We start from the raw sequence: 13941 nt of genomic DNA, 5'->3' as shown, positions 1-13941 counted from the left end.
CTCACTTCTTCAGCAGCGCCGCGCAGGCGGCCTTGTAGGCTTCATGCTGGTACTTGTTCAGGCTCGCCGGCAGGTCGAAGGCGTGCTTCTTGTACTGGGCATTGAGGGTCTGTGGCGACAGCAGGGTCACCGCGCAGTCTTCCAGCAGTTGGAACACACCTTCGATCTTGAAGGTGGTGGGGCCGCCGGCGAACTCGCCCTTCTTGCTGCGTTTCTTGATGGCGATGTGCTGGATCCCGTTGCTTTTCACGAAGGCTGCCACTTGAGCGGCAAAGGCCTTGACGTTGGCGGCCTCGTCGTCATCCTCCAGGGCGATTTTCTTGGTGGCGATGGCCAGGTGCTGAGGGGCGCCGTCTTGCAGGGTGGCGAGGGCGAAGATGGCTTCGCTGCCCTTGATTTCGATACCGCAGATGCTCATGAGTAACCCTTTCAATCAGTCAGTGAGGCGCAGCTTACAGCTCTAGCTGGTCGGCGCGTATACCGAAGACGGCGGCAATTTTTTCCCGGGTGGTCTTGCGGGGGCGGGCCACGCTCTCTTGTTGGGCGAAGGCCGGCTGAGAGATCCCCAGGCGCTTGGCTACCTGGTCCTGGGTCAGGTGCAGGTGCTCGCCCCAGGCCCGGATCGGCGTGGCGCCATCGACCATGGGACTGACCACGTCATGGGGGATCAGGCCAGGCTCCTTCTGCTGCGCAACGTACTGCGCGTAGGGAATTACCACGAACGCCGGCTTGCCGTCCGGGCCGTGGATGATCTGGAGGTCAGTAGGTGCGTTCATCACGTTTTTTGACCTCTTGGACACTGACGATATGGATGGCCCGTCCCAATCGAACAGCCCGCATTACTGGCCAACCCGCAGGCGATAGGCATAGGTGTGGCCGGACAGGGCTTTGACGTTGCCATTGGCGGGCATGTCGGCCAGCAGGGCGATCGCATCACGAACCTGGACCTGGTGTTCGGGGTGCAAACGCAGCAATTGCTTGACCGCTTTTCGACTCCAGAGGATTTCGTGTATGGCGGGCTATATAAGCCTTTCATAAGGATTGCGACTCCTTGCTTATATCCACTGCCCGGCCAAGCGCAGAACCTTGTCCCTTTGTTGCCCGCGCCGCCGTTACCAGGTCGTCGACTGCCCGCGCCGATCCACCTCGTACACCTTGTGCCGCAGCAAGCGTTCCTTGAGCCAGCGTTCGGCCTTGCCCAGCACCCGTTGCCGGGCCCAGAGCAGGTCCACCCCCACCAGCCAGTCGGTGTGGGGGTAGGCGTTCAGTTGCAGCTCCACCAGCTCGCCCTTGGCCAGCTCACGCTGGATCAGTTGCCGGGGCAGGGTGGCCCAGCCAAGGCCGGCGCGGACCATCTCCAGGAGTGCCAGGTAGTTTTCCGCCTGCCACAGTTGGCTGCAGCGCAGGTATTCGCTGCTGGGCAGCTTGTCGGCATGGGCGCTGAAGGCCAGGCGTCGATGCACATGCAGATCGTCGAAGGTCACGCTGTCCAGCCGGGCCAGGGGATGATCCGGGTGGCAGACGTGCAGCATGATCAGCTTGCCCATCTGCTGGAACTCCAGTTCCTGGGCATAGCCAGGCTGGGAAAAGGCGATCCCCAGCACCGCCTCGCCTCGGGCCACCAGTTCGCTGGCATCACCGGACAGTGGGTGACGGATCAGCAAGTCGACATAGGGGAAGGCCTGCTCGAACTCGCGCAAGGCCGGCATCAGCGGGCCGTAAGGGGTTTCGATGACGATGGACAACTGCGGCTCCACCACCTCGGACAAGCAGTCGGCGTTGGCCTGCAGAGTCAGGCAGCGCTCCAGCACCGCCTCGGCCTGCAGCAGCATCTTCTGCCCGGTGGCTGTCAGCACCGGGTTGCGGGCACTGCGGTCAAACAGCTCGACCCCCAGGTCCGCCTCCAGGTTGCCGATGGCCACGCTGACCGTGGACTGGGTCTTGCCCAGCTTGCGTGCAGCGGCCGAGAACGAGCCGCTGTGCGCGGCCTGTACGAACATCTGCAGTTGATCCAGCGAAAAGCGCATCGCGGCTCCCGGCCCTGGGACAGGGCTGTCTGATCCATCGTTAAAAGCGATGGCTGCTCATTTGTTTCATCGTATTCAAGCACAGATCATGGACGCCGACGTTCGTACATCCTGCCGGGGCACCGCTCCCGGATGCCTGCCAGAACAACAACAAGAGCTGCACCTTCAGGAGATCTGCGACATGAACATTCCCCGGGTTCACCCAGTGGACGAGGTCCTGCCCGTTCGCCAGCTGTTCACCTTCGGCTTGCAGCATGTGCTGGTGATGTATGCCGGTGCGGTGGCGGTGCCGTTGATTCTAGGCAATGCCCTGGGCCTGACCCCGGCGCAGGTGGTGCTGTTGATCAACGCCAACCTGCTGACCTCGGGCATCGCCACCCTGATCCAGACCCTGGGGTTCTGGCGTTTTGGCGCGCGGCTGCCGTTGATCCAGGGCTGCTCGTTCATCGCCCTGGCACCGATGATCATGATCGGCAAGCAGTTCGGCCTGACCGAGGTGTTCGGCGCGGTGATCGCCGCGGGCGTCATCACCATTGCCCTGGCACCGCTGTTCAGCCGTCTGCTGCGGTTCTTTCCACCGGTGGTGATCGGTAGCCTGATCACCATCATCGGCATTTCCCTGATGCCGGCAGCGGCGATCTGGCTCGGCGGCGGCAACCCGGCGGCGGAGGATTTCGGCGCGCCGGCCAACCTGCTGCTGGGGCTGGCCACGGTCGCCGTGACCCTGGTGATCTACGGCAAGTTCTCGGGCTTTATCGGCAACCTCAGCGTGCTCATCGGCTTGCTGGTGGGCAGCCTGATCGCCGCGGCGTTCGGCATGACCGACTTCGCCCAGGTGAGCCAGGCGGCCTGGTTCGAACTGAGCCGGCCCATGGCCTTCGGTGCCCCGCAGTTTTCCCTGCTGCCGATCCTGATCATGACCCTGGCGATGCTGGTGATCATGGCCGAGACCACCGGCAACTGCCTGGCCATCGGCAAGCTCACCGGCAAGCCGACCACCCAGCGCACCCTGGGCGATGCATTCCGCGCCGATGGCCTGTCAACCATGCTCGGTGGCCTGTTCAACAGCTTCCCTTACAACGCCTTTACCCAGAACACCGGGCTGATCGCGCTGTCCAGGGTCAAGAGCCGCTTCGTGGTGGCGGCAGCCGGGGCAATCATGGTGCTCATGGGGCTGTTTCCCAAGCTGGGTGCCCTGGTGGCCGCGGTGCCGACCCCGGTGCTTGGCGGCTGCGCCATCGTGATGTTCGGCATGACCACCGTGGCCGGCATCCAGGAACTGTCGCGGGTGAAGTTCGAGGGCACGCGCAACGCCATCGTGGTGGCGGTGTCGGTCAGCGTCGGGGTGCTGCCGATGTCCTTCCCGGCGCTGTTCGCCCATCTGCACGGTCCCCTCAAGCTGGTGCTGGAAAGCGGCATCTTCCTTGGCGCCATCACCGCCATCGTGCTCAACCTGCTGCTCAACCCCCGTGAGCCCGCCGCCCAGGTGCTGGCAGCCCATGTCGAGCTCAATGACTGACGTTTTTCTCGCCGCCATTGCTGTGGCGGCTCCTGTCCATGAAAAGGAGGTCAAGATGACCCAGATTCTTTCTTCCATCCCTGCCGGCGTCACCGAACTGGACCTGCACCTGCTGCGCCAGAGCATCCTGCTCGCCGAAGAGGCCAAGGCCCGTGGCCGTCATCCGTTCGCCGCCCTGGTGGCCGATCGCGACGGCAAGGTCATCGCCAGCGCCGGCAACAACTCGATGCCCCCCGAAGGCGACCCGACCCAGCACGCCGAACTGGCGGCAGCGGCACTGGCGGCCAAGCGCCTCAGCCCCCAGGCCCTGGCCGAGTGCACCCTGTACACCAGCGCCGAGCCCTGCTGCATGTGCGCCGGGGCCATCTACTGGACCGGCATTGGCCGGGTGGTCTACGCCTTGTCCGAACATGAGCTGCTGGAGTTGACCGGCGATCACCCGGAAAACCCGACCTTTTCCCTGCCGTGCCGTGAAGTCTTCGCTCGGGGGCAGCGGCAGATTCCGGTGTTCGGGCCGATGCTGGAGAGCGAGGCCGCGCTGGCGCACAAGGGCTTCTGGAAATGAACGGCGGCCTATCCATCCATGTGGTGGACGTCGCCAGCGGCAAGGTGGCCGAAGGCATGGCGGTGCGGGTGCGGCCTGTGGGCGGCGCCTGGCTGTGCCAGGGGCGGATTGGCAGCAATGGCCTGCTGAACGAGCTGAGCGAACTGGCGGCAAGCGTTGGCCAGGGCGTCTACGAAGTGGAGCTGGAGGTGGCGGCGTTCTATCGCGAGCAAGGCCAGGCGCTGCCGTCGGTGCCCTTCCTCGAGGTGCTGGTGTACCGCTTCGGCCTGGACGACCCGCGCCAGCACTACCACCTGCCCTTCAAGCTCACCGCCTGGGGCGTCTCGTGCTTTCGCGGCGGCGCCTGAACCCCCGGAGCCCGTAGGAGCGAGCTTGCTCGCGAAGCTCTTCCCGTCGCGACAGGGATTTGCGCCGGAGTTTCTTCGCGGGCCAGCCCGCTCCTACCGGGGGCGGGTCATTCCTGGGCGATGGACTCGATGAACTCCGAGCGTTCGTCGCTCATCCGCGCCAGGCAATCATTGGTGGCGATGCTGTAGGCCTTGGTGCCGGGCTTGGCCGGGAAGGATTCCAGCGCGCAGTCGGCATCGCGCTGTTTCTGCCACAGCTGCTGGGCGTTCTTGACCTTGGCGCTGATGTCGCTCAGTTGCGCCTTGTCGTTGCCGTACAAGGTACCGAGGCGTTCCAGCAGGCTCTGCACGTTGTCGCCCAGCAATTGCTCGGCGGTGGTCCGGTTGTAGGTCGCGCATTCCAGGGTCTGCACGTCGTTTTCCACACCGTCGCAGGGCGTGCTGTCGGCCTCTTCGGCCGCCTGTACGCCGGTCGCCATCAGTACCAAGGCCAGGAAGATCGGTTTCATTGCATCACTGCCCCTAATCCGGTGAAGCATCCACTAAAGGCGCGAATTCTGGCGCAAGCCCCGGGCAAAGAACAGAGGCCACCCATGCCCTCCGTCCGGCCCTTTGTCAGTGCTTGACGCTTTCGGCAATTCCCCTGTCGTTTTTGCACCGAGGCGCCCCGGCCCTCAGGCATATGCTGGCCCCAAAGCGCCGGCAGACGATTCGGCGCAGGAATCGCCAATAAGGGGACAGCCTGATGAGCCCAGCCGAATTACACGCCGACAGCATCGTTATCGACGGGCTGATCATTGCCAAGTGGAACCGCGAGCTGTTCGAGGACATGCGCAAGGGCGGCCTGACCGCGGCCAACTGCACCGTGTCGGTGTGGGAAGGCTTCCAGGCCACGGTCAACAACATCGCCGCCAGCCAGAAACTGATCCGTGAAAACAGCGATCTGGTGATGCCGGTGCGCACCACTTCGGACATTCGCAAGGCCAAGGAACTGGGCAAGACCGGCATCCTGTTCGGCTTCCAGAACGCCCATGCCTTCGAAGACCAGATCGGCTACGTCGAGGTGTTCAAGCAGCTGGGCGTGGGCATCGTGCAGATGTGCTACAACACCCAGAACCTGGTGGGCACCGGCTGCTACGAACGTGATGGCGGGCTCTCCGGGTTCGGTCGCGAGATCGTCGCCGAGATGAACCGTGTCGGGGTCATGTGCGACCTGTCCCACGTCGGCTCCAAGACCAGCGAGGAAGTGATCCTCGAATCGAAGAAGCCGGTCTGCTATTCCCACTGCCTGCCGTCGGGGCTCAAGGAGCACCCGCGCAACAAGTCCGATGCCGAACTGAAGTTCATCGCCGACCACGGCGGTTTTGTCGGCGTGACCATGTTTGCGCCGTTCCTGGCCAAGGGCATCGACTCGACCATCGACGACTACGCCGAAGCCATCGAATACACCATGAACATCGTCGGTGAAGACTCGATCGGCATTGGCACCGACTTCACCCAGGGCCACGGCCAGGACTTCTTCGAATACCTGACCCACGACAAGGGCTATGCCCGGCGCCTGACCAACTTCGGCAAGATCATCAACCCGCTGGGCATCCGCACCGTGGGCGAGTTCCCCAACCTCACCGAGACCCTGCTCAAACGCGGCCACAGCGAGCGCGTGGTGCGCAAGATCATGGGCGAGAACTGGGTCAGCGTCCTGAAGGACGTCTGGGGCGAGTAAGCCTGCGCACCTCCCTTATCCGATACCCCCTGCCGTTCGCGCAGGGGCACCCACTGAATTTCTGGAGTCACGTTTCCATGGCCAAGATCGCCCCGCAATTGCCTATCGAAGTCGACAGCGAAACCGGTGTCTGGACCTCCGACGCCCTGCCGATGCTCTACGTGCCACGGCATTTTTTCGTCAACAACCACATGGGCATCGAAGAAGTGCTGGGCAGCGACGCCTACGCCGAGATTCTCTACAAGGCCGGCTACAAGTCCGCCTGGCACTGGTGCGAGAAAGAAGCCGAATGCCACGGCCTGGAAGGCGTGGCGGTGTTCGAACACTACATGAAGCGCCTGTCCCAGCGCGGCTGGGGGCTGTTCAAGATCCAGGACATCGACCTGGATAAAGGCACTGCCAGCGTCAAGCTCGAGCACTCGGCGTTCGTCTACGTCTACGGCAAGGTCGGGCGCAAGGTCGACTACATGTTCACCGGCTGGTTCGCCGGCGCCATGGACCAGATCCTGGCCGCCCGTGGCAGCAAGATCCGCACCGTGGCCGAGCAGCTTTACGGTGGTTCCGAAGAAGGTCACGAAGATGGCCTGTTCGTCGTCAAACCGTTGTAAGCGGAGTTAAGAAAAATGGCTTTCGAAGCGATGTTCCAGCCGATCCAGATCGGCAAACTGACCATCCGCAACCGTGTCCTGAGTACTGCCCACGCCGAGGTCTACGCCACTGATGGTGGCATGACCACCGAGCGCTACGTGAAGTACTACGAGGAGAAGGCCAAGGGCGGCATCGGCCTGGCCATTTGTGGTGGCTCCTCGGTGGTGGCCATCGACAGCCCCCAGGAATGGTGGAGCTCGGTGAACCTGTCCACCGACCGGATCATCCCGCACTTCCAGAACCTGGCCGACGCCATGCACAAGCATGGCGCCAAGATCATGATCCAGATTACCCACATGGGCCGGCGCTCGCGCTGGGACGGTTTCAACTGGCCGACCCTGATGTCGCCGTCCGGGGTGCGCGAGCCGGTGCACCGTGCTACCTGCAAGACCATCGAGCCGGAAGAGATCTGGCGGGTGATCGGCAACTACGCCCAGGCCGCACGCCGGGCCAAGGCCGGCGGCCTGGACGGGGTCGAGCTGTCGGCGGTGCACCAGCACATGATCGACCAGTTCTGGAGCCCGCGGGTCAACAAGCGCACCGACGAATGGGGCGGTACCTTCGAGAAACGCATGCGCTTCGGCCTGGAGGTGCTCAAGGCGGTGCGCGCTGAAGTGGGCGACGATTTCTGCGTGGGCATACGCCTGTGCGGTGACGAGTTCCACCCGGACGGCCTGTCCCACGAGGACATGAAGCAGATCGCCAAGTACTACGACGACACCGGCATGCTGGACTTCATCGGCGTGGTGGGCTCGGGTTGCGACACCCACAACACCCTGGCCAACGTGATCCCCAACATGAGCTTCCCGCCGGAGCCGTTCCTGCACCTGGCGGCGGGCATCAAGGAAGTGGTCAAGGTGCCGGTGCTGCACGCACAGAACATCAAGGACCCGAACCAGGCCACGCGGATTCTCGAAGGCGGTTACGTCGACATGGTGGGCATGACCCGTGCGCACATGGCCGACCCGCACCTGATCGCCAAGATCAAGATGGGCCAGATCGACCAGATCAAGCAGTGTGTCGGCGCCAACTACTGCATCGACCGCCAGTACCAGGGCCTGGATGTGCTGTGCATTCAGAACGCCGCCACCTCCCGTGAATACATGGGGGTGCCGCACATCATCGAGAAAACCACCGGGATCAAGCGCAAGGTGGTGGTGGTCGGTGCCGGTCCGGCCGGCATGGAAGCGGCCCGCGTGGCCGCCGAGCGCGGCCACGACGTGACCCTGTTCGAGAAAAAGGAGGCCATCGGCGGGCAGATCACCACCGCCTCCAAGGCCCCGCAACGGGATCAGATCGCCGGCATCACCCGCTGGTACCAGCTGGAGCTGGCGCGGCTGAAAGTCGACCTGCGCCTGGGCACCGCGGCGGACACCGCGACCATCCTCGACCTGCGCCCGGACGTGGTGGTGCTGGCGGTGGGCGGCCATCCGTTCATCGAGCAGAACGAACACTGGGGCGCTGCCGAAGGGCTGGTGGTCAGCAGCTGGGACATCCTTGACGGCAAGGTGGCGCCGGGCAAGAACGTGCTGGTCTACGACACCATCTGCGAATTCACCGGCATGTCGGTCACCGACTATATCGCCGACAAGGGCGCACAAGTGGAGATCGTCACCGACGACATCAAACCCGGCATCGCCGTGGGCGGCACCTCGTTCCCTACCTACTACCGCAGCCTGTACCCCAAGGAAGTGATCATGACCGGGGACCTGACCCTGGAGAAGGTCTACCGCGAAGGCGACAAGCTGGTGGCGGTGCTGGAGAACGAATACACCGGCGCCCGCGAAGAGCGAGTGGTGGACCAGGTGGTGGTGGAGAACGGCGTGCGTCCCGACGAAGAGCTGTACTACGGGCTCAAGGAAGGTTCGCGCAACAAGGGCCAGATGGACGTCGAGGCGCTGTTCGCGATCAAGCCGCAGCCGTGCCTGAGCGAGAGCGGGGAGGGCTACCTGTTGTTCCGCATTGGCGACTGCGTATCCCAGCGCAACACCCATGCCGCGATCTACGACGCACTGCGCCTGTGCAAGGACTTTTAGCGGCAGCTGCAAGTTTCAAGCTGCAAGCGGCAAGTTGAAGCAGGCGTTCGCGATTGCTCTTTCTTGCTGCTGGAAGCGCGCGGTCGATAGGACGCACTTGGCTCTGTGAGGATTTTTAGCGGCAACTGCAAGTTTCCGGCTGCAAGCTGCAAGCGAAAGCACTGCTCACATTGCTCTTTCTTGCCGCTTGAAGCTTGCCGCTTGCAGCTGACTGTAAGGTGACTGTGATGTTGAACACCCTTCTTCCCATTCTGTTGTTCGCCGCCGTCGGCCTTGCGGTCCTCGGCGCGCTGCGACGCGTGGCCATGTGGCGCCGGGGGCGAGCCTCCAAGGTCGATCTGCTCGGCGGGCTGCTGGCCATGCCCAGGCGCTACATGGTGGATCTGCACCATGTGGTGGCCCGGGACAAATACATGGCCAACACCCACGTCGCCACCGCGGGCGGTTTTGTCCTGGCTGCGGTGCTGGCGATCCTGGTGCATGGCTTCGGCCTGCATAACCGCATCCTCGGCTACGCCCTGCTGCTGGCCACCACGCTGATGTTCGTCGGCGCGCTGTTCGTCGCCAAGCGCCGGCGCAACCCACCGGCGCGCCTGTCCAAGGGGCCGTGGATGCGCCTGCCGAAAAGCCTGCTGGCATTCTCGGTGAGTTTCTTCCTGGTGACCTTGCCGGTGGCTGGCATCCTTCCGGAAAACTTCGGCGGCTGGCTGCTGGCGGCGATTCTGGCGGTCGGGGTGCTGTGGGGCGTGTCCGAGCTGTTTTTTGGCATGACCTGGGGCGGGCCGATGAAGCACGCCTTCGCTGGCGCCTTGCACCTAGCCTGGCACCGTCGCGCCGAACGTTTTGGTGGCGGTCGTTCCACGGGTCTCAAGCCCCTGGACCTGGCAGACCCGTCCGCTCCGCTGGGGGTGGAAAAGCCCAAGGATTTCACCTGGAACCAACTGCTGGGCTTCGACGCCTGCGTGCAGTGCGGCAAGTGCGAGGCGGCGTGCCCGGCTTTCGCCGCCGGCCAGCCGCTGAACCCGAAGAAGCTGATCCAGGACATGGTGGTGGGCCTGGCCGGAGGTACCGACGCCCAGTTCGCTGGCAGCCCATACCCATCCCTTGACGGCAGTGGCAAAGCCATTGGCGAACATGGCGGCAACCCGCACCAGCCCATCGTCAACGGCCTGGTGGACGCCGAGACCCTGTGGTCCTGCACCACCTGCCGGGCCTGCGTCGAGGAATGCCCGATGATGATCGAGCACGTCGACGCCATCGTCGACATGCGCCGCCACCTGACCCTGGAAAAGGGCGCCACCCCGAACAAGGGCGCCGAGGTCCTGGAAAACCTCATCGCCACCGACAACCCCGGCGGTTTCAACCCGGGTGGGCGGATGAACTGGGCGGCAGACCTGAACCTGTCCCTGCTCAGTGAAAAACAAACCACCGATGTGCTGTTCTGGGTCGGCGACGGCGCCTTCGACATGCGCAACCAACGGACCCTGCGGGCCTTCGTCAAGGTGCTGAAGGCGGCCAAGGTGGACTTCGCCGTGCTCGGCCTGGAAGAACGCGACAGCGGCGACGTGGCCCGGCGCCTGGGGGATGAAGCAACCTTCCAGCTATTGGCCAAGCGCAATATCCAGACCCTGGCCAAGTACCGCTTCCAGCGCATCGTCACCTGCGATCCCCACAGTTTCCATGTGCTGAAAAATGAATACGGCGCCTTCGACGGCAACTACCTGGTGCAGCACCACAGCACCTATCTGGCCGAGCTGATCGGCGCTGGCGCATTGAATCTTGGTCAGCACAAGGGCAGCAGCGTGACCTATCACGACCCGTGCTACCTGGGCCGCTACAACGGCGAGTACCAGGCCCCTCGCGACGTACTGCGGGCCCTGGGCATCGAGATCAGGGAAATGCAGCGCTCGGGCTTCCGTTCCCGTTGCTGTGGCGGTGGCGGCGGGGCGCCGATCACCGACATTCCCGGCAAGCAGCGCATACCCGACATGCGCATGGAAGACATCCGCGAGACCGGCGCCGAGCTGGTGGCCGTGGGTTGTCCACAGTGCACGGCGATGCTCGAAGGGGTGGTGGAGCCGCGGCCGATGATCAAGGACATCGCCGAACTGGTGGCCGATGCCTTGCTTGAAGATGCCGCGCCGAGCAAAGCGCCGGCCTCGGTGAAACCCGAACCTGCGGAGGTGCACTGATGAGCGACATTATCCGCCGTGATCCCCGGGCCGAGTGGATCGCCCGCAACCGCCTGCACCCGCTGCATGCGGCCATGCAGCCGGCGCAACACAGCTGGATGGGGCCCAATGGCCTGATCCGCAAGAACCCCCATGGCATCGGTTTCATCGGCCCCAACGGCCTCAAGCGCATCGATCGCAGTGGTGCCCAGCAGGGTGGCAGTGCCAAACGCACGGCAGCGGCCGAGGTGCAGTTGCCGTTGCATCAGGTGCCGCAGCCGGCGTTCTACATCAGCGTGGTGCCGGACATGGTCGGTGGTCGCCTGAGCAGCCACGACCGCGACCTGTTGGGCCTGGCCCATCAACTGGCAGGCCAGGACGGTGCGGTGCTGGCTGTGGTGTTTGGCGAGCACAAGGAGTCGGCCTTTGCCACGGCGGGTGTCGACCGCCTGTTGGTGCTGGTGGGCGACGAGTTTGAAGGTTATGCACCGGAGCAGCGAGTGCAGGGCTTGCGGGCTGTGGATAACCAGTTCAGCCCGCGTCACTGGCTGCTGCCTGACAGCCGCACCGGTGGTGGCGAACTGGGTCGGCGCTTTGCCGCGGCCCTGGGCGAACGCCCGGCGACCCGGGTCTGGCAGGTCAAGGACGGGCAGTGCATCGGCCGTGCCGGTGCCGGCCTGCAGGATCTGGCGCAGCCGGTGGCACGCTTGATCCTGGCCGCGGCCGAATGCGCCGAACCGGTCAGCGAAACTCGCCACGAAGCCTTGGCGGTGGAGTTATCCACAAGCGTGGCCCGCAGCCTGGCGCGGATCGAGGACCTGGGCGCGGTGGCGGTGGACCCGGCGGCGATTCCCATGGCCGAGGCCGAGTTCATCTTTTCCGGGGGCAACGGGGTCAAGGACTGGCCACTGTTCCACCAGACCGCCGCGGCCCTGGGGGCCACCGAAGGTGCTTCGCGGGTGGCCGTGGACGACGGCTTCATGGCGCGGGACCGGCAAGTGGGGGCCAGTGGTATCTGGGTCACCGCGCGGGTCTACGTGGCCGTGGGGATTTCCGGGGCGATCCAGCACCTGCAGGGCATCGGTGCCTGCGACAAGGTGGTGGCGATCAACCTCGACCCGGGCTGCGACATGATCAAAAGAGCCGACTTGTCGGTGATCGGCGACAGCGCCGAGATTCTTCGAGCCTTGATCGCGGCGGTACAGCTCTACCGCAACGGCGCCAAGCGCGATGCGGCTTAAGGGGACGTTATGAACAGCAATGTGATCAGCCTGGTATCGATTGGCGCGCACCCGACCTCCGGCCGTCCACGGCGCGCCGAACAGGATGCCCGGGCGGTGGAGCTGGGCCTGCAACTGGCCGGTGGGCAACTGCAAGTGCTGCATGCTGGCGACGTCGCCGAACCGGCCCTGCGCGCCTACCTGGGCATGGGCCTGGAGCAGTTGCATGTATTGGAGCAACCGGCGGGCGCCGATGCCCTGCCGGCCCTGACCCAGTACCTGCGGCACGCCGGGGCGCAGGTGGTGCTCACCGGCAGCCAGGCGGAAACCGGTGAGGGCTCGGGCATGCTGCCGTTTCTGCTGGCAGAGAACCTGGGCTGGCCGCTGGTGGTGGGGTTGGCCGAGGTCGAATCCCTGGCCGATGGCGTGGCCCATGTGTTGCAAGCCTTGCCCCGGGGCCAGCGGCGCCGGCTCAAGGTGCGCCTGCCGTTCCTCGCCACTGTGGATAACGCCGCGCCGAAACCGCGCCAGAGCGCCTATGGTCCGGCGCGCCGTGGTTTGTTGCAGGCCGATCAGGTCGTGGTGGTGGAAGACCAGTTACTCTCAGCCTGCAGCCTGCAACCGGCCAAACCCCGGCCCAAGCGCCTGAAAGTGATCAAGGCCAAGAGCGGCGCGGATCGCATGAAGGCCGCCACCGCCAAGGCCAGCGGCGGCACCGGCCAGGTGCTCAAGGGCGCCAGCCCGGAGGCCGGCGCCGAAGCCATTCTCAAATTGCTCATCGAAGAAGGCGTCGTACGCTGAACCCAGGTTCATGCAAAAACCTCAAGCCGTGCCCCTAGCGTAGGAGCCGGCTTGCCGGCGAAGAGGCCGCTAGGGTTTTGCGCAGCTCTGGGCAGCGCCGTTCGCTGGCAAGCCAGCTCCTACACGGGAAATCACGCCTGCCCCCACCGTAGGAGTCGGCTTGCCGACGAAGGGGCCGCTAGGGTTTTGCGCAGCTCTGGGCAGCGCCGTTCGCTGGCAAGCCAGCTCCTACACGGGAAATCGCACCTGCCCCCACCGTAGGAGCCGGCTTGCCGGCGAAGGGGCCGCTAGGTTTTTGCACCGCTCGGCAGCGCCGTTCGCTGGCAAGCCAGCTCCTACACGGGAAATCGCGCCTGCCCCCACCGTAGGAGCCGGCTTGCCGGCGAAGGGGCCGCTAGGGTTTTGCACAGCTCTGGGCAGCGCGGTTCGCTGGCAAGCCAGCTCCTACACGGGAAATCGCGCCTGCCCCCACCGTAGGAGCCGGCTTGCCGGCGAAGGGGCCGCTAGGGTTTTGCAAAGCTCTGGGCAGCGCCGTTCGCTGGCAAACCCGCTGCTGCCAGAGTCGCGGTCGGGTTACTCACAATCCCTGTGTGCGTACCTGTGGATAAGGTGTTCGCGCCTTGCTCAAGCCCATGTGGAACAAGCCCTGTAGCCAGCTGTACGAAATTTGAACAGCCTAAGCTGCCGATTTTTATGGCTTTTTTCCCAGGGTGGAGAAATAGCCGAAAAGACTTTTGCACAGCACTTGCCCCCAAAGTCTGTTGGCGCTTCTGTGGATAAGATGTTCGCTTACCGCTGCAGGCCCCGCAAAACCTGGCTTTGAATGGTTTGATCAAAAAACACCCAACTATGCTGTTCTGGCTCGATTATTCGGGTAAAGCCTC

13 protein-coding genes and 1 pseudogene are annotated in these 13941 nt (G+C 64.3%); 9 read left to right on the top strand and 5 right to left on the bottom strand.

All coding sequences use genetic code 11. The features are described from left to right. Position 1: 1 nt before the first annotated feature. From ACZ5BO_RS32330 to ACZ5BO_RS32315, 4 genes and pseudogenes are all read right to left on the bottom strand, one after another. Positions 2 to 418 carry a DUF3010 family protein gene (locus ACZ5BO_RS32330; protein WP_025131161.1) on the bottom strand — a complete coding sequence of 139 codons (417 nt, stop codon included), beginning with the start codon at positions 416 to 418 and terminating at the stop codon, positions 2 to 4. A 34-nt stretch (positions 419 to 452) separates the two neighbouring features. Continuing rightward, on the bottom strand, positions 453 to 776 hold the full coding sequence (locus ACZ5BO_RS32325; RefSeq protein ID WP_464697474.1) for a helix-turn-helix domain-containing protein: 324 nt from the start codon (positions 774 to 776) through the stop codon (positions 453 to 455). Next, positions 760 to 1013: pseudogene (locus tag ACZ5BO_RS32320) on the bottom strand (type II toxin-antitoxin system RelE family toxin). The gene ACZ5BO_RS32325 and the pseudogene ACZ5BO_RS32320 overlap by 17 nt, the downstream one beginning before the upstream one ends. Before the next feature lie 99 nt (positions 1014 to 1112). After that, positions 1113 to 2027 carry a LysR family transcriptional regulator gene (locus ACZ5BO_RS32315; protein ID WP_025131163.1) on the bottom strand — a complete coding sequence of 305 codons (915 nt, stop codon included), beginning with the start codon at positions 2025 to 2027 and terminating at the stop codon, positions 1113 to 1115. A gap of 181 nt (positions 2028 to 2208) precedes the next feature. On the opposite strand from ACZ5BO_RS32315, the gene ACZ5BO_RS32310 reads away from it, so the two are divergent. The 3 genes from ACZ5BO_RS32310 to ACZ5BO_RS32300 are packed head-to-tail and all read left to right on the top strand — an operon-like array spanning position 2209 to position 4458. Beyond that, a complete protein-coding gene (locus tag ACZ5BO_RS32310; protein ID WP_464697473.1) occupies positions 2209 to 3546 on the top strand; it encodes a nucleobase:cation symporter-2 family protein in 1338 nt (445 codons plus the stop codon). A 55-nt stretch (positions 3547 to 3601) separates the two neighbouring features. After that, positions 3602 to 4111: a nucleoside deaminase gene (locus tag ACZ5BO_RS32305; RefSeq protein ID WP_025131165.1), complete on the top strand. Its 510-nt coding sequence runs from the start codon at positions 3602 to 3604 to the stop codon at positions 4109 to 4111. Then, entirely contained in the window at positions 4108 to 4458 is a 351-nt protein-coding gene (locus ACZ5BO_RS32300) for a hydroxyisourate hydrolase (RefSeq protein WP_464697472.1), read from the top strand. Before ACZ5BO_RS32305 ends, ACZ5BO_RS32300 begins: the two co-directional genes overlap by 4 nt. Before the next feature lie 107 nt (positions 4459 to 4565). Here the strand turns inward: ACZ5BO_RS32300 and ACZ5BO_RS32295 are convergent, their stop codons facing one another. After that, positions 4566 to 4967 carry a lysozyme inhibitor LprI family protein gene (locus ACZ5BO_RS32295; protein WP_464697471.1) on the bottom strand — a complete coding sequence of 134 codons (402 nt, stop codon included), beginning with the start codon at positions 4965 to 4967 and terminating at the stop codon, positions 4566 to 4568. A 236-nt stretch (positions 4968 to 5203) separates the two neighbouring features. Between ACZ5BO_RS32295 and ACZ5BO_RS32290 the strand changes: the two genes are divergently transcribed. The 6 genes from ACZ5BO_RS32290 to etfB all read left to right on the top strand — a co-directional run bounded on the left by ACZ5BO_RS32290 (position 5204) and on the right by etfB (position 13057). Continuing rightward, the gene (locus ACZ5BO_RS32290) at positions 5204 to 6181 is read left to right on the top strand and encodes a dipeptidase (protein WP_464697470.1); all 978 of its coding nucleotides are present in this window, start codon (positions 5204 to 5206) and stop codon (positions 6179 to 6181) included. 77 nt (positions 6182 to 6258) lie between these two features. Continuing rightward, the gene (locus ACZ5BO_RS32285; RefSeq protein ID WP_464697469.1) at positions 6259 to 6789 is read left to right on the top strand and encodes a DUF5943 domain-containing protein; all 531 of its coding nucleotides are present in this window, start codon (positions 6259 to 6261) and stop codon (positions 6787 to 6789) included. A 15-nt stretch (positions 6790 to 6804) separates the two neighbouring features. Further along, the gene (dgcA, locus tag ACZ5BO_RS32280) at positions 6805 to 8865 is read left to right on the top strand and encodes a dimethylglycine demethylation protein DgcA (protein WP_464697468.1); all 2061 of its coding nucleotides are present in this window, start codon (positions 6805 to 6807) and stop codon (positions 8863 to 8865) included. A 227-nt stretch (positions 8866 to 9092) separates the two neighbouring features. After that, complete coding sequence (dgcB, locus tag ACZ5BO_RS32275; RefSeq protein WP_464697467.1) at positions 9093 to 11057, top strand: dimethylglycine demethylation protein DgcB; 1965 nt, start codon at positions 9093 to 9095, stop codon at positions 11055 to 11057. Continuing rightward, positions 11057 to 12277 (top strand): electron transfer flavoprotein subunit alpha, encoded by a 1221-nt coding sequence (gene etfA, locus ACZ5BO_RS32270; protein WP_464697466.1) that lies wholly within the window; start codon positions 11057 to 11059, stop codon positions 12275 to 12277. The genes dgcB and etfA overlap by 1 nt, the downstream gene beginning before the upstream one ends. Positions 12278 to 12286: 9 nt before the next feature. Beyond that, on the top strand, positions 12287 to 13057 hold the full coding sequence (gene etfB / locus ACZ5BO_RS32265) for an electron transfer flavoprotein subunit beta (protein WP_464697465.1): 771 nt from the start codon (positions 12287 to 12289) through the stop codon (positions 13055 to 13057). Positions 13058 to 13941 lie beyond the last annotated feature (884 nt).

Source organism: Pseudomonas sp. FFPRI_1 (assembly GCF_055384485.1).
The sequence above is the reverse complement of the archived record's forward strand: the minus strand, read 5'-3'. Positions and strand labels throughout refer to the sequence as shown.

Coding starts and splice junctions, on each gene's coding strand:
- ACZ5BO_RS32310 (WP_464697473.1), top strand. CDS start 2,209: ATGAACATTCCCCGGGTTCACCCAGTGGACGAGGTCCTGCCCGTTCGC.
- dgcB (WP_464697467.1), top strand. CDS start 9,093: ATGTTGAACACCCTTCTTCCCATTCTGTTGTTCGCCGCCGTCGGCCTT.
- dgcA (WP_464697468.1), top strand. CDS start 6,805: ATGGCTTTCGAAGCGATGTTCCAGCCGATCCAGATCGGCAAACTGACC.
- ACZ5BO_RS32315 (WP_025131163.1), bottom strand. CDS start 2,027: ATGCGCTTTTCGCTGGATCAACTGCAGATGTTCGTACAGGCCGCGCAC.
- ACZ5BO_RS32290 (WP_464697470.1), top strand. CDS start 5,204: ATGAGCCCAGCCGAATTACACGCCGACAGCATCGTTATCGACGGGCTG.
- ACZ5BO_RS32300 (WP_464697472.1), top strand. CDS start 4,108: ATGAACGGCGGCCTATCCATCCATGTGGTGGACGTCGCCAGCGGCAAG.
- ACZ5BO_RS32305 (WP_025131165.1), top strand. CDS start 3,602: ATGACCCAGATTCTTTCTTCCATCCCTGCCGGCGTCACCGAACTGGAC.
- ACZ5BO_RS32330 (WP_025131161.1), bottom strand. CDS start 418: ATGAGCATCTGCGGTATCGAAATCAAGGGCAGCGAAGCCATCTTCGCC.
- ACZ5BO_RS32295 (WP_464697471.1), bottom strand. CDS start 4,967: ATGAAACCGATCTTCCTGGCCTTGGTACTGATGGCGACCGGCGTACAG.
- etfA (WP_464697466.1), top strand. CDS start 11,057: ATGAGCGACATTATCCGCCGTGATCCCCGGGCCGAGTGGATCGCCCGC.
- ACZ5BO_RS32325 (WP_464697474.1), bottom strand. CDS start 776: ATGAACGCACCTACTGACCTCCAGATCATCCACGGCCCGGACGGCAAG.
- etfB (WP_464697465.1), top strand. CDS start 12,287: ATGAACAGCAATGTGATCAGCCTGGTATCGATTGGCGCGCACCCGACC.
- ACZ5BO_RS32285 (WP_464697469.1), top strand. CDS start 6,259: ATGGCCAAGATCGCCCCGCAATTGCCTATCGAAGTCGACAGCGAAACC.